Below are 22,154 nucleotides of genomic sequence, written 5' to 3'. Positions count from 1 at the left end.
ACTGGGTGGGGAAATTATTATTAATCAAACATTCCAATCCTATTCTAGATTCTGAAAAACCATCAAACCAATGGGTTCTATCAGAAGAGGGGAAACAAAGAGCTCTATTACTTGCTAATCAATTAGAGAATTATCAATTTAGTCAAATATTCAGCAGTGTTGAGCCAAAAGCAAGAGAAACGGCAGATATTGTAGCAAATAACCTCGGGAAAAAGGTCCTTGAAAAAGAAAATCTCCACGAACATCGGCGTGAATCAAACCGAATTATATATCCTCGGGATGAATTTGAAAATATCATGAAAAAATTTTTCCATTATCCTGATCAATTGATTTTTGGGGAAGAAACTGCCAGGCAGGCAAAAGGTCGATTTGAAAAGGCGGTATTAGAAATAACGAACAATATTCAGCATGATGAGGATCTAGTTATCATTACACATGGAACGGTAATAACTTTATTTGTTTCAAACTACAATTTTATTGACTGCTTTCAATTTTGGAACTCACTCGGAATGCCTTCTGTTGTAGAATTAAAACTTGATGATTTTCAGCTGAATCAGGTTATTTATTTATAATTTAATAGATAATTATAGGAGGAAGTTTATGCGGCGCATTGATGTAGTGTATGGATTAATAATAAATGAAAATAAAGAAAAAGTGTTAATGGTAAAGAATCGAAGGGGAGACTCATATGATTATTCCCTCCCCGGCGGTGCTGTCGAAGAAGGGGAGACCCTGGAGGAGGCAGTTATCCGGGAAGTAAGGGAGGAAACAGGATTAGAAGTTGAGGCAGGGGGCATATTAGCTGTAAATGGGGCATTTTTTGAAAAAAATGGGCGTCACCCCATATTTTTCACGTTTTCGGTGACAGTAAAAGGAGGTTCCATACATCTATCGAGACCTCATGAAATTTTGGATATCATGTGGGTACCGTTGGAAAAAGCTGACCAATTCATGCCGTATTACAAGGGTGGAATTAGCAGCCTTGTTTCCAGGAGAAAAGAGGCCATTTATTTTTATCAGGGAAGAACTGAATAGCGAACTTTTTCAGGTTGCCCAATACGTTACATAAGATATCTTTGGTTAGTCATAAGAAATTTTTATCAGTTATATAAAAAAGAATGAAAAAATTATTGACTTTTGTACTGAAACACAGTAGTATGATAATCGGTTATCATTAATGATAATCATTCTCATTATTATTGGGAACAGGAGAGATTTAACTACCTGTTTTTATTTTTTGAAATATATTGAGAATGAATATCAATATTAATAGACAGTAATGGAGGGACTTACAGAATGTTACGGAAAACTATACTGGCTATGTTCATTGCTCTTTTAGCCGGTTTTATGTTAACGGCATGTGGTACAGGAGAAGAATCCAATCAGGAAAATAATGATACGAATGAAAATACTAAGGCAGATGCTGGTTCTGGGGATGACAACTCTTCAAAAAGTGCTGATTCAAGCGAGTCTGAGGTACGTGTGATTCAACATGCTATGGGTGAAACTGAAGTGACAGGAACACCAAAACGTATCGTCACTCTTTATCAGGGAGCTACTGATGCAGCTATTGCCATGGGTGTAACACCAGTTGGAATTGTTGAATCCTGGGTTGAAAAGCCTGTTTATAAATACTTAAGAGATGACCTGGACGGAGTTCCGATTGTAGGTCTGGAAACCCAGCCAAATCTAGAAGAAATTGCAAAATTAAACCCTGATTTAATTATTGCTTCTAAACTCCGTCATGAAGAAATTTATGACAAACTGGAACAAATTGCTCCGACCGTCACCCATGAAACGGTTTACGAATTTAAAGAAACCGTTGAATTGATGGGCGAGGCCATGAATATGGAAGAAAAAGCAGATGAAGTATTAGCCGCGTGGGACAATCGTGTGGCTGATTTTAAAGCGAAAGTTCAAGAGAAGCTCGGAGACAAATGGCCTTTAAATGTAGCCCTGCTCAATTTCAGAGCGGATCATGCCCGGATTTACTTTACCAGTTTTGCTGGAATTGTGTTAAATGACCTGGGCTTCGAACGTCCGGAAAATCAGCAGGAAGATGTATGGGGCATTAAACTGACAAGTAAAGAAAGTATACCGGAAATGAATGCGGATATCTTCTACATTTTTATGAGTGATGATGAAGCGGTTCATCAAACCTATGAAGAATGGACCAATCATCCACTTTGGAAAAACCTTGACGCTGTGCAAAATGATCAAGTCTACTTAGTGGATGAAGTGGCATGGAATATGGGAGGCGGAATCCTGGCAGCGAACTTGATGCTAGACGATATTTATGACCGCCTTGGTTTAGAGAAATAAATCCATAGGTGATAGAACGGGAATAGGGGAAGGTAATGTTTCTCCTATTCCTCTATGTATTTCTATAGATAGTTTCATCTTGAAGAAGCTATAATCAATCTGAACCACTTTTTAATGAAAATGTACAGAGAAAGAGGATTTTTATGACTCGTTTCCATGCTAGTACACCTTTGAAAGCAGCAGGTCTATTGGCCATGTTTTTCATTTTTATCATGGCTGCCCTTTGCAGCATCACATTTGGACAGATTCCAACTTCCTTTCAAATGGTGTATGATGCTCTATTTCATTATGATCAAAACGTGACAGAACATATCATTATCACCACAACCCGTGTTTCAAGAACGGTCATTGCAGCCGTTATTGGAGCAAGCCTGGCCATTGCCGGTGCATTAATGCAGGCCCTGACGAGGAATCCCCTGGCAGCGCCTGATATTTTCGGAATAAATGCAGGAGCTATCTTTTTTATCGTATTTTCAGCCACTTTTTTCTCGGTAGATTCTCTTGTTCATTACATGTGGATTGCATTTCTGGGAGCTGGGGTTGCTGGTGTATTTGTCTATTTTCTCGGTTCGATGGGAAAGGATGGGCTTTCCCCTATTAAAATTGTCCTGGCAGGGGCTGCCATTACGGCTTTTTTTGTATCCTTTACTCAGGGATTATTAGTGATAGATGAACAAAGCATTCAGACCGTATTATTCTGGTTGGCTGGATCAGTGGCTGGAAGGGATATGGAAATGCTTCTGCCTGTCCTGCCCTTCATGATCATTGCGGTATTAATTGCTTTGTTTTTGGGCAGGGCCATTAATATCCTGTTGTCAGGTGAAGATGTAGCAAAGAGTTTAGGGCAAAGGACCGTGTTGATGAAACTGTTAATTGGAATTGTGGTCGTATTCTTAGCCGGTGGATCTGTGGCAGTTGCTGGTTCCATCGGGTTTATTGGATTAATTGTCCCCCATATGGTAAGAGGGCTGATCGGAACAGACTACAGGTGGGTCATCCCATACAGTGCACTGACCGGGGCGAGTCTTTTGCTTCTGGCTGATGTGGCAGCCCGATTTGTGATTATGCCTCATGAGATGCCGATCGGAGCCATGACGGCTCTGCTGGGTACGCCCTTCTTTATTCACATTGCGCGTAAGGGGGTTGCCGCAAAGTGAAGGAATATTTATCCATAAGGAATAAAACGGGTTCGATTTCCTTACAGCTGCAAAAAAAGTTTCTCTATGTTTTATTCTTGTTGGTTTTGTTCTCATCTTTTGTCATTGTTCTAAGTTTATCAGTGGGCAGCAGTTTGATATCCCCCTTAGAGGTTATCAAGTATCTGTTCGGCTATGGCAGTGGTGAACATGATTTTACGCTTTATACATTGAGGATGCCGAGGGTATTTCTTGGCTTTTTGGTAGGCGCGGCACTTGGGGTATCTGGACTGATTTTGCAGGGAATCATACGCAATCCCCTTGCTTCTCCAGATATTATCGGGATTACCGGTGGAGCGTCTGTGGGAGCGATTATTTTTATGATTTATTTTATGGGGACGTTCAGTTTGAATTGGCTTCCCCTTGCAGCTATTACCGGTGCCGCTATAGTATCTATCTTCATCTATGCCCTTTCCTGGAAGAAGGGAGTAACCCCCATACGCCTTGTATTGATCGGAATAGGGGTGGCAGCAGCCATGAATGCCATCGTAACCATTATGATCGTGATTAGTGAAACGGCAGTTACAACAAAGGCTTACCTCTGGCTGACCGGAAGCCTGTATGGCGGAAACTGGGAAGATGTGATCTTAATGTTGCCGTGGATGATTATGTTTATTCCCCTGACCTTATTATTTTCTAGAGCAGTGAACGCAAACGAATTAGGGGATGAGATGGCAACAGGTCTTGGAGTAAGGGTACAATGGACCCGCTTATCCCTGCTTTTGATCAGCGTGGCACTGGCAGGTTCTGCCGTTGCCTTTGCAGGGGGAATAGGGTTTGTAGGACTCATAGCGCCCCATATTGCGAGAATGATGGCCGGTCGCATGTTTGGGGGGCTTGTGTTTATATCTGCTCTGATTGGCGGCTCGATGGTTGTTCTGGCTGATGTAGTAGCCCGAACAGCATTTTTGCCCCTTGATATTCCAGCAGGTGTATTTACTTCGGGAATAGGTGCACCGTTCTTTATTTACTTGCTTTATCGGAACCGGCACAACATCCGTTAGGAGGGTTTTGCATGGGAAGTTTACAAACAAATGAATTGACCCTTTCCTATGGAAAGGAACCGATCATCAGTGATTTGAATTTGTCTGTCCCTGAGGGGAAAATAACCGTTTTCATTGGCAGCAATGGTTCAGGAAAGTCCACCATTCTCCGGTCTTTAGCCCGGCTATTGAAACCTGAAAGGGGAAGTGTACTTCTGGATGGGCATGAGATTTTAAAACTATCGACAAAAGAAGTGGCCAAAAAATTAGCGATTTTGCCCCAGTCACCGGAATCTCCTGAAGGACTGACGGTTTACCAGCTGGTGAAACAGGGGCGATATCCTCATCAAAGCTGGCTGAAGCAATGGTCAAAAGAGGATGAAGAAGCGGTGAAGCATGCCCTGAGGGCGACCAGTATGACGGACTTCCATGACCGGCCGGTAGATGCCCTGTCAGGAGGGCAAAGACAGCGGGCATGGATTGCGATGACACTGGCGCAGGGAACGGATACGATATTGCTGGATGAACCAACCACATATCTTGACTTATCCCATCAGATTGATGTGTTAGATTTGCTGTTTTCCTTAAATCGGGTCGAAAAAAGAACGATTGTAATGGTTCTCCATGATCTCAATTTAGCCTGCCGTTATGCAGACCACATGGTAGCAGTACATGACCGGAATATTTACAGTCAGGGGGCACCGGAAGATATCGTAACGAAAAAAATGGTAGAGGATGTGTTCGGCCTTTCCTGTGACATCCACATGGATCCTATTTTCGGAACCCCTCTCTGTGTTCCCCATGGCAAAGGCCGCCAACTCCTAAAGGAAAAGAAATTCACCGAAAAACAGAGAAAAGCAACCTTAGTTCCTGAATAAAACAGGGCTAAGGTTTTTTCTTGATCGTCTGATTTCGTTTCCATATCATCGCTTTTCGGTTCATTTCTTTTACAAATGCATCTTTGCCTTCTATATAACTCTCAATATCTGCTGGAAACTGTTTTGCAAGGTGCTGTTTTAATTCACTGTATTTCTGGGCTTCTTCGGGGTGGGCAATTAAATAATCCCGAAAAGCCAGATGCCGTTCAATTTCTACGCTGCCAGTCTGAAAGATGTGAACATGATGGGTGCGTTCATCTCCGCCTTTAATAAAAAATCGCCGTCCCGGAATACCATTCTCCCCTTTGGCTTCATATCCTAGTTTCTTCATCTCTTGATGATAATGGTCCACCCGCTCGATCTTCCTAACCTCCCCCATTATATCAATGATTGGTTTTGCATGAATTCCTGGGATGGCTGTACTTCCAATATGATCGATTCGAATGATTTCCTGTTTCAATACATTTTTGATAATATTGGCTTCTTGAATAAAGATTAATTTCCAATTGTCATCATACGGTGCAACTTCGACTTTGCGCATATGGTTTCCCCTTTCATTCCCGTTTATCGTCCACAGAAAATAAATAAAGATGATGCTCCTTTATTGTAAAGGAAAAATGAAGATCAATAAAAACAAAACTTTAAGAAAATTGCTGAACATTTTTGAGTGGATATCTTCGATAATGATAAGTCGCGAAACATAAAATGGTTTGAGAATTAACGTTTCAATATTATTTACTTTCAGAAAATTATGTGTTATTTTCGGGTTGAGAAAGGTTTGAAAGTGAGTGAACATTCAGTCAGTTGAAATGCCATTCATCTATACTTCTGGCATTCCATACCTATAAGGGGGGATAAGCCATGACAGCCCGGTACTTAACAGATGAACATCATATGTTCCGTGATGCTGTAAAAAAGTCTACATGGAAGAATATCCGATAGCCAGGCGTTTCCGTGACACACCTGTTGCTTCTATTTACGCCGGATCCAATGAAATGATGAAAAATATTAATGCCAGAATTCTATTAAAATAATCTGATAGAAAGAGGGCATGAAGATGCTGCAAGGTATTCGCATTCTAGATTTTACCCAATATCTTCCGGGTCCTTTTGCATCCTTGAGATTAGCCGAATATGGAGCAGAAGTGATTAAAATTGAACCCTTAAACGGTGACCCGGCCAAATATATGACCATTCATGGACATTCGCCTTTATATACAGCAAACAATCGAAACAAAAAAAGCATGACCCTCAATTTAAAAACAGATGAAGGACAAAGGATTGCCAGACAGCTGATAGAACAATCTGATGTAGTGATGGAAAGCTTTCGGCCAGGTGTTATGAAACGATTAGGCCTGGATTACGAACAGGTGAAAACTTGCAACGAAAACATTATTTATCTGTCTTTAACTGGTTTCGGACAGAAAAATTCCATGGCCCATCTGGGAAGTCATGATCTAAATTATGTTGCCCTGAGCGGAACTCTGGATCAATTGAGGGATCAACATGGAAAGCCTGTTCATCCCAGTATACCATTTGCTGATTTAATCGGAGGGATTGCTGCCAGTGAAGCCATTCTGGCCGCCCTGGTGCAGAAGGGGGAAACGGGAAAGGGGACATATATTGACCTGGCTCTTTCAGATGTAATGGTGTCTATGATGAACAGCCATGTGATGATCTCCCATTTGTCGGGAAACAAACATGGTGTTCCAATTCTGGATGGGTCTTTTATTCACTATCATATCTATGAAACAAAAGATGGAAGGTACATGAGTCTGGCTGCTCTGGAGTATAAATTCTGGAAAAATTTTTGTGAGGCTGCAGGAAAGCCAGATTGGGTGAGAGCTTATCCTGATCACATGGGAATCGAAGACCCACTTTATCAGGAAGTCAAAAGACTTTTTTTAAGCCGTACACAAAAAGAGTGGACAGATTTTGGATTAAAGCACGACTGCTGTTTGTTTCCTGTCCTTGATGTCAATGAAATAACCCACAGTTCATATATACAGGAACGTCAACTCATCCACTTTAAAGACAGCACCCCTTTTGTCAGGACTTTTTTCAGCGAAAACCAAATACAAGGGAATATAGTACCTTTACCAGAACCGGGGGAACATACAGAAGAGATTTTAACCAGACTCTTAAAAGTGGAACGAAAAAAAATAGATGAATGGAAGAAAAAAGGAGTTATAAAATAATTAAAGAAATGGATTTTATCCAGAGTAACCTGTGTAGTTTTTATCATTTTCATAGCTGTTCATAAATGAAATCACTTTTCCTGGGATAAATGTTCAAATAGTAAAAAAGAGGCACTAAAGGGCCACTCAATTAATGAATATGACTTAATGGAGGGCCCTTAATCATTTTTTTATTAAAACCATTTTATTCCCGATAGGCACGAGCTAATTCAATTAAACGGTCTTCTTTTATATTTCCTCGGATCTCAAAATAAATAACCTGATTTTTGTTGTTTCTAACGAGCATGTCAATTTTCTTTCCATATTTTCCAAGATCGGTCAAAATGGCAATTCCATCTTTTTTCGTCAAGGGAATGACTTTTGAGTTTTCTGGAAGATTAAAAGTGGTTTTCATTTCTTCCTCATCTAAGATTCTTTCTGATCGTGGATCTAAATTTTGTCTGGCATATACCCATTCGTCACCTTTATGGAAAATATCCCAGTATGCTGCAAACTCGCTGTTTCCTATACCATTTACTCCTTTTATAAACTTTTGAACATTAGAAGTATCATAGAGTTTTTTATGGGCATAATGCAGCCGTGATTTACATGTTCCAATAGGGATAGATAAAATCTCTGCAATTTCTTTATGAGTAAATTCATTATAGTAGTAGAGGATCAAAATTTCTCGGTATTTGTACGATAATGATTGAATCGCTTCATTTATCAATTCTTGATATTCTTTCCTAATAACTTCATTTTCGGTATTATTCGGATCTTTTTGATACTCTGCTATATCGGGTGATAAGGTAAGCCATTTTCTTTTTCGTATTTCAGCTCTTAACGTATTTAAAGCGACTTTATAAATCCAGGGTTTAAGGGGTTTCTCAGAATTATATAGATGATACTTTTGGAAGATTTTAATAAACGTTTCTTGTGTGACATCTTCTGCCAGTTCTTTTGATTTACAGAGCAGAAAAACGGTTTTAAACACATAGCCTGAATACCAGGAGAAAAGTTTTTCTGCTTTTTCTCTCGATATATGTTTCATCTGAACTCTTCCTTTCCCATTTTTATTAAACTCACCAATAATATGCTTTGAAAAGGTAAAAGGTTCAAAAGTCTCATAATCACAATGAAAAAATTTGTTTTCTAAACACTGAAAAGGCCCGCGTTTATCCATAAAGGATAGAAGCGGGCCTGTTAACTGAAAAAGGTCAATTACTTTGGCTGCATGCGTATGGCACCGTCCAGACGGATGATTTCTCCATTCAGCATTGGGTTTTCAACAATACTTTTTACCAGCTGTGCATATTCGGATGGATCGCCGAGCCTTGAAGGAAATGGCACCATTGCCCCTAAAGCTTCCCGAGCTTTTTCAGGAAGGGACTCAAACAGTGGAGTGTCAAACAGTCCGGGAGCTATGGTCATCACCCGTATACCATGTTGCGCAAGATCCCGGGCAATAGGCAGGGTCATTCCCACAATACCGCCTTTAGATGCACTGTAGGCTGCCTGACCTATCTGACCTTCAAATGCGGCTACGGAAGCGGTATTAATGATCACCCCTTTTTCACCATGATCGCCGTCCTCATGAGCAGACATTTGTTCAGCAGTTAGGCGAATCACATTAAAGGTGCCGATTAAGTTGACCTGAATGACCTTCTGGAAGATCCCGAGATCATGGGGGCCTTTTGAGCTGATCGTTTTTTGGGCAGCAGCTATTCCTGCACAGTTGACCACAATATGCACACCGCCCCATTTTTCAGCTGCCGTTTTTACGGCTTGTTTAACGCTTGTTTCGTCGGTGACATCGGTTTTTACAAAAAGGGCATCGTCACCCAGTTCCTCAGCAAGTGCCTGGCCTTTCTCTTCCTGAAGGTCAGCGATGATTACTTTTGCCCCTTCACTGATCAGCTTTCTCGCGGTCGCTTCACCAAGGCCGGATGCACCTCCAGTTACAAAGCCGACTCGATTCTGGATATTCAGAAGAATCTCCTCCTTCATTCCATTAAGTGTAATGGATCCATGATTATGAATCTATTCTCTCGATGATGGTTGCATTGGCCATTCCGTGTCCTTCACACATGGTTTGTAAGCCGTAGCGTCCTCCAGTTCTCTCCAGTTCATGGATTAAGGTGGTCATCAACTTAGCCCCGCTGGCCCCCAGTGGATGACCTAAGGCAATTGCCCCGCCATTTGGATTTAATTTTTCAGGGGCTGCACCAGTTTCTTTCAGCCAGGCCATCGGAACAGGGGCAAAGGCTTCGTTCACCTCAAATAAATCAATATCATCAATGGTCAGGCCAGCTTTTTGAAGGACCTTTTTGGTTGCAGGGATGGGTCCGGTTAGCATCAACGTTGGATCGGAGCCAACCACTGTTCGGGCCGTTACACGGAAGCGGGGTTTTAGTCCCAGCTCTTCTGCTTTTTCCCTGGACATTAACAGAATGGCTGCAGCTCCATCACTGATCTGGCTGGCATTGCCGGCATGTATCACACCATCTTCTTTAAATGAAGGATTTAATTGACCAAGAACTTCTACGGACGTGTTTCGCCGGGGTCCTTCGTCATCTCGGATTGTTTCCTTGCTGCCGTCTGGCAGGGTCACTTCAATTGGGAACATCTCCCTTTCAAAACGTCCTTCATCCTGAGCACGAATGGCTTTCTGATGACTGTGATACGAAAATTCATCCAGCTGCTCCCGGGAAAACCCCCATTTTTCGGCTATCCGCTCCGCAGAGAGTCCCTGGTGAATCATTTCATATTTTTCAGTTAATGCAGGGCTGAATGAAGCCCCATTCATATTAGAGCCAATAGGAACTCGGGACATGCTTTCCACCCCGGCAGCAATGACGACATCCATATCACCGCTTAAAATGGCCTGAGCTGCAAAATGGACGGCCTGCTGGCTAGAACCGCACTGACGGTCAATGGTTGTTCCCGGAACTTCAATTGGAAATCCGGCAATTAGGGCAGCCAGCCTTCCAATGTCTGCTGCCTGTTCACCAACCTGACTGACGCAACCCATGATGACATCCTCCACAAGTCCGGGGTCAATCCCGGCTCGATTAACCAGCTCTTGTAAGGTTAAAGCGGCAAGATCATCTGGGCGGATATGGCTCAACAGACCATTGCGGCGCCCGACTGGAGTTCTGACCGCTTCGACGATAACAACTTCTCTCATTCTGAAACTCCCCCTGCTTTAATCATAATGAATAACCTCATATGATTTCATTATAACAATATTTTAGAAAAAACAGATGATTCCGAAAAAAAGGCCACTCTCAGAAATGAAACATTTTTCCATGAGAAACGTAGATATTGAACAAACGGTCTGATCAACACATCTATAGGTTATCATGGACAGCCTTATGATATTTCAGGGGGGTGTTCATTATGGAATACATTAAGAAATGGGGAGCAGGAATTGCCGGGGTCTTCGTTTTTGTCGGATCGAAACTGAGCTGGGTGCTGGCTCTGTTAAAGCTGGTGAAAATTCCTACATTAATATCTATGTTGGTTATGCTCGGAACTTATGCATTACTGTTCGGATGGAAATTTGCTGTGGCTGTCGTGTATTTAATATTTGTGCACGAAATGGGGCATCTTCTGGCGGCAAAAATGAAGGGCATTGAGACCTCTCCGGCGATCTTTATTCCTTTTGTGGGAGCAGCTATATCAATCAAAGAAGAGCAGATAAAAGATGCAAAAACAGAAGCATTTCTTGCCTATGGCGGCCCCCTGGCAGGACTATTATCATTTCTGCCAGCCATTCCTCTTTTCAATGAAACTGGGGATCCATTATGGGCTCTCATCATATATCTTGGTGCGTTTATCAATTTATTTAATCTTATTCCTGTTTCCCCTCTGGATGGGGGGAGAATTGTGACAGCGTTTTCCACGAAAGTCTGGCTGCTGGGACTTGTGGTGCTTCTTGTTTTAGCTATTAAACTTGGAAACCCCCTTTTGTTTTTTATCCTGATTCTTGGAATCATCACCTGGTATAACCGATTTACAGAGGGGACAAAGATCGAGCTCCTTCGCCTTGAAAAGTCGCTCATTCAAAAAGCTATTACCGACATAGAGGGCTGGACTAAGCGAATGATGAACCATGCGGGCTATTCCATTGAATATCTCTATCATTCCTTAAAGACGGATCACAACTGGCTCGATGCCAGAATTGAAAGATTGCAGGAAAAACGGGATCATCTTGCGGTCTGGAAACGGCGGGATAAAAAGCAGCTGGATATTGAGACCCATACAATGCGGGAACAAAAACGATTGCTTGATGATTTTCTTTCGCTGCTCGAAGTAAACAGTGAAAGTGATGGTGATGGCGTTTTAGATGAGGGAAAAGAGGCGTACCGGGAAAAAATTTTAGCCAGAGTAAACCGGACAATGGAGAAAGGCTTTGACCTCAACCCCATTGAGAAAGAGCTACAGAAATTAAAAACGTATTACCAGACCGATCTGAGAACCAAAATCACCTGGTTCACCCTCTATCTGACCCTTCTGGCTGTTCTGGCCATGTTTATGTGGTATGGTGGAGAGATCATGGAACAGATTACTGGGTTAAACCCATTAGAAGCATAACCGGAAGATCTTTAGCATAATTCGATGAAGGGAGCTGAAAAGATGATCGGAATCATCATCTATTCCATTATTTTCTTTCTTTTTTTGGCATTGGCCTTTGTGTTTTCAGCAGGAAAAGGAGCGTTTTTAATTGCAGGATATAACACGTTGCCTGAAGAGGAAAAAGCGAAATATAATGAAACTGCCCTTGCTAAATTCATGGGGAAAATCATGTTTGGGATCAGCGGTAGCCTGCTTCTTTTTGCTCTTGGCCACCTATTCAGCCAAAACATCCTTTTCATAGCTGGCATGGTGCTGTTTTTTGGTTTGATAGTGTTTGCCCTGGTTTATATAAATACAGGTAATCGATTTAACAAGAATGAACGATCTGGCAAATGAGGAGTGTCAACTAATCTTCTGTGCAGGGATGAAAATCTGACACTTTTTAGCGATAAAGTAAAGGATGGTACAAATGGATGAAAAAGATTTAAAACATACAATATCTCCACATTTTATCAAGGTCCGCCTAATATCTGAAATGATCACAAATATCATCGGGTTTATCGTCCTGTTGATTTTGTACTGGTTAGACGGCTACTTTCAATGGCCTGATTGGGTCGGGTGGATCCTGCACATTCTTCTTATTTTAACGATTTTAGGGACAATCTGGGATTTGTTTGAACCGAAATATTTATATCGAAGCTGGCGATATGGACTCGATCCAGAATATTTGTACCTTTCTTATGGGGTGATCAAAAAGGAATGGGTAACCATCCCTGTTACAAAGATTCAGTCGGTTTCATCGACCCAGGGACCGCTGATGAAAATGTATAAACTGCGGTCTATAAAGGTCGAAACGATGGGTTCATCCCAAACGATTCCTGGCTTAGATGAACCGACTGCATTCAAACTGAAAGAGGAAATAGCCGAATATGCTAAATTAAAGGAAGAGGAATCATGAGATATCATCCGTTAACGATATTGTTTCGGTTATGGCAATTCATGAAAAATCATTTTGTTCCTGGATTCGTTTTATTTGTCATCAAAGGGAACTCGACTTTCTGGCTTTTTGAGTACGGCAGATATGCATTTTTGTTCTATGCCTCTGTCCATCTGATTTATATCATCTTAAACTGGTTTATGACAACCTATGAGTTCCAGGACAATCAGTCCTTTAAGCTGAAGAAAGGAATATTTGTTAGACAGACAAGCATCATTCCGTTTAACAGGATTCAAAACGTTTCCCAGAGAACCACATTATTTCACAGGATATTTGGAGTAACGTCACTAACATTTGAAACGGCCATGGATGGAGTTGACGATGAAATTAAGTTTGAAGTTTTAACCAAAAAACAGGCTTCATGGTTGATGGATATTGTAAAAAGGGTAGAAAAAAACCATACCCGGCTACCGGAAACTGAATCGAAAGAAACTATCCGGATTGCAGAAGTTCACTTTTCACCATCGAGGAGGGATTTGTGGAAAGCGAGTTTTACTTCCTTAAGTTTTCTTGCGGTGATTCCCATAGCGGTTTCATTATATGACAAATTAGAACCTTTCTTGCCGGACCCTGAGCGGTATGAGGGAATGTTCTTTCAAATCATCAACAATATTTGGCTGTCAATCATCATCATGATTGTTGCCGTTTGCCTGTTTATCGTAGCTGGAATGTTCCGGACATTTGTACGGTACGGAAAATATGAAATATCTTCGGATGATACTCATATTTATATCAAACAGGGAATATTAAATGAGGTATTTTTTACGATTGAAAAAAAGAAAATTCAGGGACTTGAAATGAAACAGCCGCTGATCAAACGCTTATTTGGCTTAGCGGAAGTGAAGTTAATCAGTTCCGCAAATTCCGATTTTGGCGACGATTCTGTACAGGTCAATTCCCTGTATCCCTTTTTACCGATGGATCAGGCGGTTGAATTGATCAAAAAGTTATTGCCTTCCTATTCATTTGATCAGGAGATGGTACGGCTGCCTAAAGTGTCTTTGCTCGTTAAATTGCTTAAACCTGGTTGGTTGTGGGTTATTGCTTCACTCATTTTATATTTCTTCAATCCATCTATATTTGACTTGCACATTCCGTGGTGGGTGTGGTCGGTTATTCTATTGATGATCATGATGGTCAATCGGTTTTTGGATTATTATCATACCAGATACGCCATTTCCGGCGATCAGGTGCAATGGTGGCATGGCGGATTTACCAGCCGACTATTTATAACCAGGCGGAAAAATGTGATTGAAGTGGGTTTTACACAGTCATTTTTGCAGAGGATGTTTCATCTTGTTTCCATACAGACTAAAAACCGTTCCACCCCGGTTCATATTGAAGGAGTGGCGGACGTACCCTTATCTTTTGCCCGGACATTTCACCAGTGGTATAGGGAGAGGAAAAAAGAAGTAAAGGTTCAATGATTCAAATCACCGAACCCATTTCAACACGAAAAACCCTGGATCCAAAACGTTTCCAGGGTTTTTCGTGTTGAATGAGAACAAATTGAAGTTTACGATTTTTACTTTATATACGACAATCCATCATTAATAAACTGATTAATCATTCTGGCCATATCAGGAATGGAGTGATCCAGGTCTTGTTGAATCCAATCTTTGATCACATGAATGGCACCGCTCACTACAAATGTACTTAAATACTTCGATTCTCGCTCGTCCGGAACATGTTTTCTGATCCAGTGATGAATCAGAAACTGTTTGGCAACATCATTCAATTTCTTTTCAAAGCCTGGGTCTGCATTTTGATTGAGTAATACTTTAAACATGGATTGATTGTCTGCAATGTATTCAAGCAGTTTGATTGTCATTTTTTCTCCTTCTTCATCAAGGGAAGATTCATACTGCTTCAGGTATTGATATAAATCTTCAATGATTTCCTCTTCAATTTTTACCAGGAGGTCGTACGAATCCCTGTAGTGGGTATAAAAAGTGGAGCGGTTAATATCTGCTTTGTCACAAATCTCTTTGACAGTAACGGAAGATATCGGTTTGTTTTCAAGGATCGTCATCAAACTCTGTTTGAGGACAGAACGGGTATACTTTTTCCGCCGATCCAGCTTTTTACTCACGCATCCCACTCCTTTTTTGACAAATTTGTTACAATCCAACAGTTAAACGTTAGATGTTGGATAACTGACATGAAACATGAAACTGTCTGTTGAATAGCCAACACGGTGTCCATATAATGATAAAGTGTGAAGTGAATTTGTGCAAGAGAGGGTGTGTACCGATCCTTGTCATCACGTGTGATGAAACATAGAAAAAGCATCGTCAGCAGTTTTTTTATTCTGGCGATTATCGGGGGAATTGTCCAATTTGCCGTATCGGTTAATTATAATCTGGTTGATTATCTTCCCGAAGATGCCCCATCAACGGTTGCCGTGGATGTGATGGAGGAGGAGTTTGATGACCCGGTGGCCAATGCCAGGGTTATGATTCGGGATGTTTCGGTTGCAGAAGCACTGGATTATAAAAGAAAACTCGAGGCAATCGACGGTGTTTCCGGAGTCATGTGGCTCGATGATCTGATGGACATGAAGATCCCCCTTGAAATGGCAGATCAGGATGCCATTGAATCCTACTATAAACAAGAAAATGCTTTGTTTTCGTTGCGGGTTCGTGAAGGCGACGAAGCAGCCATTATGGACCAGATCTATGATGTCATTGGGGAAGAAAATGCGGTAACTGGTGAAGCAGTAAATACCGCCGTTTCACAAAAAATGGCTTTCAAAGAAACATTGTTTGCTGCATCTCTATTAGTGCCAATCATCATTGTCATTTTAATCTTATCTACGAATTCCTGGGTTGAACCGCTGTTTTTTTTAACAGCGATCGGTGTGTCGATATTAATCAACCTGGGAACAAATATCTTTATCGGTGAAGTTTCATTCGTAACCCAGTCGGTGGCCCCTATATTGCAGCTGGCTGTCTCTCTGGATTATGCGATCTTCCTGTTGCATAGTTTTTCAGATTTCCGTCGTCGGGTGAGTGATCCGGCGAAAGCTATGGGATTGGCGATGAAAGAGTCATTTCCGGCCATTACGGCAAGCGCATCCACTACGTTTTTCGGGTTTATGGCATTAACGTTTATGAATTTTGAGATTGGAGCGGATCTGGGGCTGAATCTTGTAAAAGGCATATTTCTCAGTTATGTTAGTGTGATGATCTTTTTACCGGCCTTAACCGTGACGTTTTACCACTGGATTGACCGCACCAGTCATCGCCCACTTGTTCCTGAGTTTAAAAATGTCGGCAGGCGCGTGCTGAAAGTAAGAATTCCGGCTTTCCTTTTGCTGCTGGTGATCATCATACCGGCATTTCTGGCGCAGAGCCAGACGACGTTTTTATATGGGGTCGGGGATCAGCCCGAACATACCCGTGCCGGAAAAGATCAGGTGGCGATTGAAGAAATCTTTGGTAAACAGACGCCGGTTGTGTTAATGGTGCCGAATGGAGATATTGCCAGAGAAGAAAAGCTGGTTCAGGCACTGGAAGAGCTGCCCCGCGTCTCAAGTGTGGATGCTTATGTGAACGCCGTCAGTCCAGTCATTCCATCGGACTATTTGGATGAAAAAGTGACAGAACCATTTTATTCGGAAACGTTTGCCCGAATGATTGTCCACGCTGAAACGGATACGGAGGGAGATGCAGCATTTTCACTGATTGAAAAGATCGAAAAAACCGCAGAATCCTATTATGATAAGGTGTATATACTTGGTGAAAGTGTGTCCTTATATGATATTAAACATACGGTGGAGAAGGATAACCATTTAGTTAATCTGCTGACAGTCGTAACTATTGCTGTGATATTGCTGATTACGTTCCGATCCGTATCCATTCCTGTTGTCCTTCTGATGACCATCCAGGCATCCGTCTGGGTTAACCTGTCTGTTCCGTATTTTATGGATGCATCACTAGTCTATATCGGCTATTTGCTGATCAGTACCATTCAGCTGGCAGCTACCGTTGATTATGGTATTTTGTTTACCGAAAAATACCGCAGTCTGCGGCAACACATGCCTGCACTGAAAGCGATCAAGCAGACCATTGATGAAAAAATATTTGCTATCTTTATTTCAGCATCCATTTTATCCAGTGTCGGCTTTATTTTATGGTTGACGTCAACGAACCCGATCGTTTCATCGATCGGACTGCTGCTCGGACGGGGAGCATTGCTTGCCTTCGGAATGGTCGTGTTTGTATTGCCGGCATTGCTGGTTATTTTTGATCGGGTGATCGAAAAGACGACATGGAAAGCAAACTTTTATAAAGGGGGGAAATGAGGATGATCATATTCAAACGCCTATTCGTGATCGTGATGATTGGTTTTCTGTTGCTTCCAACCCTTCTGGTCTCGGCATCAAACAATCAATCAGCATCTGGCGGTCAGGATGGACAGCGTTCTGGCAGTTATGCTGAAAAGACTGAAGTGGTTTACGCTACACTGGATGCAAATGGAAACCAGACGGGTATGTATGTGGTCAACAGTTTCATCATTGAAGAGCCAGGTTTAATAGAAGATTTTGGGCCTTATAAGCGAGTTAAAAATCTAACAGATCTGCAGGATATTGACGTAAAAGGGGACCGTATTACTTTTGCTGCTAGCGATGAACCTTTTTATTATCAGGGGTATTTGGAAGAAAAACCGTTGCCATGGGTGATTGATATATTCTATTATTTCAATGGCCAACTTGTTTCACCTGAGGAGATCATCGGGAAAGACGGTGAACTAGAATTAAAGATTGAAACGAAAAAAAATGAAGCAGCAGTGGGCGGTTTTTTTGAAAATTATATGTTGCAGATCACCATTCCATTTCGTACGGAAGTTTTTTCAGACATCCAGGCTGAAGACGGTTTAATGGCCAGTGCAGGGGAAAATAAACAGGTGACCTTTACCGTTCTGCCGGAAAAAGAAGAACAACTGGTCGTAACAGCAGATGTGACAGGGTTTGAAATGGAAAGCATTGAAATGACAGCCGTACCGTCATCCCTGGCAATTGATCAACCAGACACGGATGATATGACAGATGATATGAAGTCCCTATCCGGTGCAACAGCTGGCGTTCATGAAGGAGTTCGGGAACTTCACCAGGGTCTCGTAACATTGGACGACGGGATCCGAAACCTTCACAAAGGTTCTGCAGACTATCAAGAAGGAATCCAGGGACTTGATGAGGGTACGGCAGATGTAATCGAAGGTTCCAAATCAATCGATGATGCACTGAAATCGTTAAGCGAATCGGTAACGGATCAAACCATTCATGTGGACATGAGTGAATTAGAAGATCTGCAGAATGGTTTAACTCATATAGCAGGCGGTTTAAAGGAGGTGGAACAGGCATTAGCGGATTTAAAAGTCGCCTATGCTGAGGCCTATCAAGTACTGGATCAATCCATTCAGACGATTCCGGAAGGACAAATCTCAGAAACCGACATTCATCAGTTATATGCAAGCGGTGCAGATCCTGATGTACTGGATCAGCTGATCGCAAACTATGAAGCAGCCCAAACAGTCAAGGGGACGTATAACCGGGTTAATGAAGCTTTCGAGAGTGTGGAACCGGCTCTCAACCACATCATTGAATCGATCCGTGAGATAAGGATTAATCTGGAACAAATGGCAGAACAGCTGGGTAATAGCCTGGAAGAGATGACCGTGCAGGATTCGATGGGTCAATTGCAGGAAGTGATCCAAACGTTGTCCACGAATTATCAGTCTTTTCATCAAGGGTTAATTGAATACACAAATGGGATTCATTCGTTATCAGCCGCCTATACAGATCTGCACAACGGAATCAATACCTTGAAAAATGGCAGCAATGAGTTATCCAGTGGAGCAGCTGACTTAAAAAGGGGAACGGCAAAGCTCGCTGATTCCACCAATGATTTGCCTGACCAGATTAAAAACGAGATGTATGCAATGATCCATGAGTACGATAAATCCGATTATGAACCCGTATCCTTCGTATCATCTAAAAATCAAAACGTTGCATCTGTTCAATTCGTCATGAAGACTGAGAGCATGAAGCAGGATGAAATAGATGAGGAGGAGACCATCCAGACCAAAGAGGTAGAAGGATTCTGGGACCGTCTGCTTGATCTGTTTAAATAGATAAAAACAGGGGACTGCCTCACAAGAACAAGTTCGTTTTACGGGCAGCTCCTTATCGTTTCATTGTGATAAAATAAATATAGTTTTATAATGAAATGATATTGAATGTTAGAAAGGAGAAAGATGATGAAAATAAATTTGGTCATATTTGTTTCTTCCATAACCAGTCAACAAGGACATGTGATGATGAAAACGTTTGAATCTCATTTTCGTCCCGTTAAAGGAGATATCATAGATGATCCGGGTTTTCATCCGGATTTTCATAATGGTTACGAAGTCGTCAACGTAACGGTCAACTATGCTGCAAATGAATGCATTGTTTCACTGAAGCCGCTTGTATTAGACAAAGAAGAAATCACACTTGAAACTTATTTAGAGCATCTTAAAGCAAATGGGTGGCGTGAAGTTACAAAAGATGAAGTAAAATCATGATATGCAGGTATATATGAAAAAGGTGCTCTGGGGAAGCAGGATGAAGATCAAGATGACTCCCCTCCTTCTCTTCTAAGATGATTTGCATTCGTAACGTTTTGACACGATCGTTTGATATTCCTGGAGCACTATTAAACTTGAGTCGGGTACTGATACCCAATGATTATTTTTTTAAACAATGCAATCGAGAGCAGTGTAAAGGTTCATGGAAAAGATCACATGCTATCAAGAAGGTTTCGCATGTATTAAATAGAGACTTCCCAGCATGATTCGATCCATCTTCTCAATTGAAAGATCAGAGTCTTTCAGAAGTCTTTGAATATCCCGGTTCATATTGCAGCCAATCGCCCGTTTAGCCAGTCCATTCAGCCGGTTTTGCAGCCACGTTATGGATCGGAATTGACTGATCCCATGTTCAATCATTAAAATTTGTCCATCTGGTTTGCACCAGCGCTGAAACTGATTGAGCATGTGGAGGGGATCCTGGTACGTACAGAGAGTACCTGAAGAAACGATAGTGTCAAAGGTATTTTCTTCAAAATCCAGTTCTTCCACATCAGCCAGTTGCAATTTCGCACGTATACCGTATTGCTCAGCAGCCTTTCTCGCCTTCTTTAACATTTCCGGACTAAAGTCAACTCCTATCAGTTCAATGCTTTTCGGATAGTAAGGCATATTGAGACCGGCGCCAATGGCTACTTCCAGGGTTTTTCCGCTGGCTTTTGAAAACATTTTTGAACGGAACATCTTCCCCTGCTGTTTTTGAAGATACTTTTCATATTTATCTGCCTGCTTATCGAATTTTTTGATCAACTTTTTCTTATCCAATTTTCTCACCGCCTTATTTCTCCCAATTGGTTTTTGTTAATGTAACATGAGGGGAAATGTATGTAAATGGTTGTAAGGAATAGTAGGGACCGGAACCGCATGATTCTATCGATTATAGAATTAAAAGCAGACTTTGTGAACCCTCCCGATTTGCTTTTGATCAACAATGAAACAGCAAGAAAAGGGAAGAATGTTTCTGTTTTACCTGTAAAAGTAGGAATATACCCATGAAAAAAAGTTATTCATGTAGGGAATTTCATCTCAAATGGGGAGGTTCTAGCGTATGATATATGATGAATGCCATACGACAATAGGCTGTTTGCGCTTTATCTTTCATGAAAACAATGGAGCACTTCAACGAGTGATTTTAACGGATCATCTCTGGAATGCTATAAGTGCTGAGCAGGTTGTGAAAAGAAGCAAAGAACTGGGGAAATCAGTAAGTCACCAGATTCATGAATATTTGCACGGTCACCGACAACAGTTTGATTTGCTTTTTGATCTCATCGGCACTCCTTTTCAAAAACAGGTCTGGGAGTCGTTAACGAAAATCCCATATGGGGAAACACGTACCTATTCTCAAATAGCCGAATCCATTGGAAGAAATTCGAGGTTTGCACGGGCTACAGGCTCTGCCATTTCCCATAACCCTTTGCCATTGATAATTCCCTGTCATCGGGTCATCGGTATTCATCATACGCTTACAGGGTATGTGGGAGGGCTGGAAATGAAGAGACAATTGCTGCACATTGAAGGTGTTCATTTGAAAGAGAAAATAAATCAAAATAAATAGGATCTATGACAGATTTTACAGGTGACTAACTAACGGTACCATAATAAACAGTTCTTCGCTCAGGAATGGTTAAAGATACTTTTTCGTCGAAACGTGTAGCGCAAAACAAAGTCATAACCCATTCCAATCAATTGTAGGAAAATGACATTAAATATGGCTTTATTGAAGAAGTACTCACATCAGCTTTACAAGAATGAAAATAAGAATTAGGGATATGGTAAAAAAGAGCCTCTCCCATGACTGGTTCGGTTTTTAATCACAAAATATAAAAAGGTCAATAATTGGATTAGTATCTCTATTTTTATTGAATGATAAGGGTTAGAAAGTACTCGTTATAAATTCGAATGTCATTACGTTTGGAGAACATGAATATAAGCGTCGTACAGCTCAAATGAAGGTCATTGAGGGTATGTTGATCGAAAGCCTAATCGAGTCGATGATAAGCTTCTAATGGGCATGGGAAAGCAAAATAAAAATTCCGCCTAAGAGTAGCCAATAAATTAAAAATATAGATTGGTAAAATAGTCTTTAATATTTATGAAAATAAATCTCCGATAAATAGAATGATGGATATTAAAATTGATAGACCTAAAGTAAGAATTAAAGTTAGAATACTTCTTAATAATGATTTCCAGTCTCTCACCTTAGAAAAACCTATAAGCCCAAATATAAATGTAATTACATTTAAAATTAGCACCAAAGAGTTAATGGATGTAAATTTATTGAATTTTTTAAAACAGCAGGTTCTCCGCAACAAAATGTGCTTGATTCTTCCTCTATCGTATGATTGCTTTCAAATGCTAGGCTGGTTGCTGACATTCCATGCGAATACGCAT

The 22,154-nt window shown here is 41.2% G+C and carries 22 protein-coding genes and 1 pseudogene; 17 read left to right on the top strand and 6 right to left on the bottom strand.

Annotated elements, in window-relative coordinates; genetic code table 11:
• Positions 1 to 5: 5 nt before the first annotated feature.
• From EDD68_RS07845 to EDD68_RS07820, 6 genes are all read left to right on the top strand, one after another.
• Entirely contained in the window at positions 6 to 572 is a 567-nt protein-coding gene (locus tag EDD68_RS07845; protein ID WP_165902105.1) for a histidine phosphatase family protein, read from the top strand.
• 28 nt (positions 573 to 600) lie between these two features.
• A complete protein-coding gene (locus tag EDD68_RS07840; protein ID WP_132371693.1) occupies positions 601 to 1,035 on the top strand; it encodes an NUDIX hydrolase in 435 nt (144 codons plus the stop codon).
• 261 nt (positions 1,036 to 1,296) lie between these two features.
• A complete protein-coding gene (locus EDD68_RS07835; protein WP_132371692.1) occupies positions 1,297 to 2,322 on the top strand; it encodes an ABC transporter substrate-binding protein in 1,026 nt (341 codons plus the stop codon).
• Between the two features lie 143 nt (positions 2,323 to 2,465).
• The gene (locus tag EDD68_RS07830) at positions 2,466 to 3,479 is read left to right on the top strand and encodes a FecCD family ABC transporter permease (protein ID WP_132371691.1); all 1,014 of its coding nucleotides are present in this window, start codon (positions 2,466 to 2,468) and stop codon (positions 3,477 to 3,479) included.
• Positions 3,476 to 4,522: a FecCD family ABC transporter permease gene (locus EDD68_RS07825; RefSeq protein ID WP_132371690.1), complete on the top strand. Its 1,047-nt coding sequence runs from the start codon at positions 3,476 to 3,478 to the stop codon at positions 4,520 to 4,522. Before EDD68_RS07830 ends, EDD68_RS07825 begins: the two co-directional genes overlap by 4 nt.
• An 11-nt stretch (positions 4,523 to 4,533) precedes the next feature.
• Positions 4,534 to 5,379 carry an ABC transporter ATP-binding protein gene (locus tag EDD68_RS07820; RefSeq protein WP_132371689.1) on the top strand — a complete coding sequence of 282 codons (846 nt, stop codon included), beginning with the start codon at positions 4,534 to 4,536 and terminating at the stop codon, positions 5,377 to 5,379.
• Between the two features lie 7 nt (positions 5,380 to 5,386).
• On the opposite strand, the gene EDD68_RS07815 is transcribed toward EDD68_RS07820, so the two are convergent.
• A complete protein-coding gene (locus tag EDD68_RS07815) occupies positions 5,387 to 5,920 on the bottom strand; it encodes a GrpB family protein (protein ID WP_132371688.1) in 534 nt (177 codons plus the stop codon).
• 379 nt (positions 5,921 to 6,299) lie between these two features.
• Here EDD68_RS07815 and EDD68_RS07810 point away from each other — a divergent pair.
• Together EDD68_RS07810 and EDD68_RS07805 are read left to right on the top strand one after the other, a co-directional pair.
• Positions 6,300 to 6,413: pseudogene (locus EDD68_RS07810) on the top strand (acyl-CoA dehydrogenase family protein); the annotation flags it as partial.
• A 23-nt stretch (positions 6,414 to 6,436) separates the two neighbouring features.
• Entirely contained in the window at positions 6,437 to 7,576 is a 1,140-nt protein-coding gene (locus EDD68_RS07805) for a CaiB/BaiF CoA transferase family protein (RefSeq protein WP_132371687.1), read from the top strand.
• 184 nt (positions 7,577 to 7,760) lie between these two features.
• Here EDD68_RS07805 and EDD68_RS07800 read toward each other — a convergent pair whose 3' ends face one another.
• The 3 genes from EDD68_RS07800 to EDD68_RS07790 all read right to left on the bottom strand — a co-directional run bounded on the left by EDD68_RS07800 (position 7,761) and on the right by EDD68_RS07790 (position 10,742).
• Positions 7,761 to 8,606: an RNA polymerase sigma factor gene (locus EDD68_RS07800; RefSeq protein ID WP_279388241.1), complete on the bottom strand. Its 846-nt coding sequence runs from the start codon at positions 8,604 to 8,606 to the stop codon at positions 7,761 to 7,763.
• A 170-nt stretch (positions 8,607 to 8,776) separates the two neighbouring features.
• Complete coding sequence (locus EDD68_RS07795) at positions 8,777 to 9,544, bottom strand: 3-hydroxyacyl-CoA dehydrogenase (RefSeq protein ID WP_132371765.1); 768 nt, start codon at positions 9,542 to 9,544, stop codon at positions 8,777 to 8,779.
• 43 nt (positions 9,545 to 9,587) lie between these two features.
• Positions 9,588 to 10,742, bottom strand: coding sequence for a thiolase family protein (locus EDD68_RS07790; protein WP_132371685.1), 1,155 nt, complete (start codon positions 10,740 to 10,742; stop codon positions 9,588 to 9,590).
• 212 nt (positions 10,743 to 10,954) lie between these two features.
• Between EDD68_RS07790 and EDD68_RS07785 the strand changes: the two genes are divergently transcribed.
• The 4 genes from EDD68_RS07785 to EDD68_RS07770 all read left to right on the top strand — a co-directional run bounded on the left by EDD68_RS07785 (position 10,955) and on the right by EDD68_RS07770 (position 14,557).
• Positions 10,955 to 12,151 (top strand): site-2 protease family protein, encoded by a 1,197-nt coding sequence (locus tag EDD68_RS07785; RefSeq protein ID WP_132371684.1) that lies wholly within the window; start codon positions 10,955 to 10,957, stop codon positions 12,149 to 12,151.
• Between the two features lie 42 nt (positions 12,152 to 12,193).
• Entirely contained in the window at positions 12,194 to 12,529 is a 336-nt protein-coding gene (locus tag EDD68_RS07780) for a DUF3784 domain-containing protein (protein ID WP_132371683.1), read from the top strand.
• Between the two features lie 73 nt (positions 12,530 to 12,602).
• Positions 12,603 to 13,091, top strand: coding sequence for a PH domain-containing protein (locus EDD68_RS07775; protein WP_132371682.1), 489 nt, complete (start codon positions 12,603 to 12,605; stop codon positions 13,089 to 13,091).
• The gene (locus EDD68_RS07770) at positions 13,088 to 14,557 is read left to right on the top strand and encodes a PH domain-containing protein (RefSeq protein ID WP_132371681.1); all 1,470 of its coding nucleotides are present in this window, start codon (positions 13,088 to 13,090) and stop codon (positions 14,555 to 14,557) included. The genes EDD68_RS07775 and EDD68_RS07770 overlap by 4 nt, the downstream gene beginning before the upstream one ends.
• A 98-nt stretch (positions 14,558 to 14,655) precedes the next feature.
• Here the strand turns inward: EDD68_RS07770 and EDD68_RS07765 are convergent, their stop codons facing one another.
• The gene (locus EDD68_RS07765) at positions 14,656 to 15,222 is read right to left on the bottom strand and encodes a TetR/AcrR family transcriptional regulator (RefSeq protein WP_132371680.1); all 567 of its coding nucleotides are present in this window, start codon (positions 15,220 to 15,222) and stop codon (positions 14,656 to 14,658) included.
• Between the two features lie 180 nt (positions 15,223 to 15,402).
• On the opposite strand from EDD68_RS07765, the gene EDD68_RS07760 reads away from it, so the two are divergent.
• The 3 genes from EDD68_RS07760 (at position 15,403) to EDD68_RS07750 (ending at position 19,697) form a co-directional block, all read left to right on the top strand.
• Entirely contained in the window at positions 15,403 to 17,436 is a 2,034-nt protein-coding gene (locus EDD68_RS07760) for an efflux RND transporter permease subunit (protein ID WP_132371679.1), read from the top strand.
• Positions 17,437 to 17,438: 2 nt separating this feature from the next.
• Positions 17,439 to 19,265, top strand: coding sequence for a YhgE/Pip domain-containing protein (locus EDD68_RS07755; RefSeq protein WP_132371678.1), 1,827 nt, complete (start codon positions 17,439 to 17,441; stop codon positions 19,263 to 19,265).
• A 126-nt stretch (positions 19,266 to 19,391) separates the two neighbouring features.
• Positions 19,392 to 19,697 (top strand): hypothetical protein, encoded by a 306-nt coding sequence (locus EDD68_RS07750; RefSeq protein WP_132371677.1) that lies wholly within the window; start codon positions 19,392 to 19,394, stop codon positions 19,695 to 19,697.
• A gap of 225 nt (positions 19,698 to 19,922) precedes the next feature.
• Here EDD68_RS07750 and EDD68_RS07745 read toward each other — a convergent pair whose 3' ends face one another.
• On the bottom strand, positions 19,923 to 20,534 hold the full coding sequence (locus tag EDD68_RS07745) for a class I SAM-dependent methyltransferase (protein ID WP_243646799.1): 612 nt from the start codon (positions 20,532 to 20,534) through the stop codon (positions 19,923 to 19,925).
• Between the two features lie 274 nt (positions 20,535 to 20,808).
• Between EDD68_RS07745 and EDD68_RS07740 the strand changes: the two genes are divergently transcribed.
• Both EDD68_RS07740 and EDD68_RS15410 read left to right on the top strand, forming a co-directional pair.
• Positions 20,809 to 21,318 carry a methylated-DNA--[protein]-cysteine S-methyltransferase gene (locus tag EDD68_RS07740; protein ID WP_132371676.1) on the top strand — a complete coding sequence of 170 codons (510 nt, stop codon included), beginning with the start codon at positions 20,809 to 20,811 and terminating at the stop codon, positions 21,316 to 21,318.
• Between the two features lie 566 nt (positions 21,319 to 21,884).
• Positions 21,885 to 22,154: hypothetical protein (locus tag EDD68_RS15410; protein WP_207902558.1), on the top strand; the 270-nt coding region annotated here is incomplete at its 3' end.

The sequence above is a fragment of the Melghiribacillus thermohalophilus genome (assembly GCF_004342905.1).
In the GTDB taxonomy this organism is placed as follows: Bacteria; Bacillota; Bacilli; order Bacillales; family Alkalibacillaceae; genus Melghiribacillus; species Melghiribacillus thermohalophilus.
Note: the sequence above shows the minus strand (reverse complement) of the source record. Positions and strands in the feature narration are given on the sequence as shown.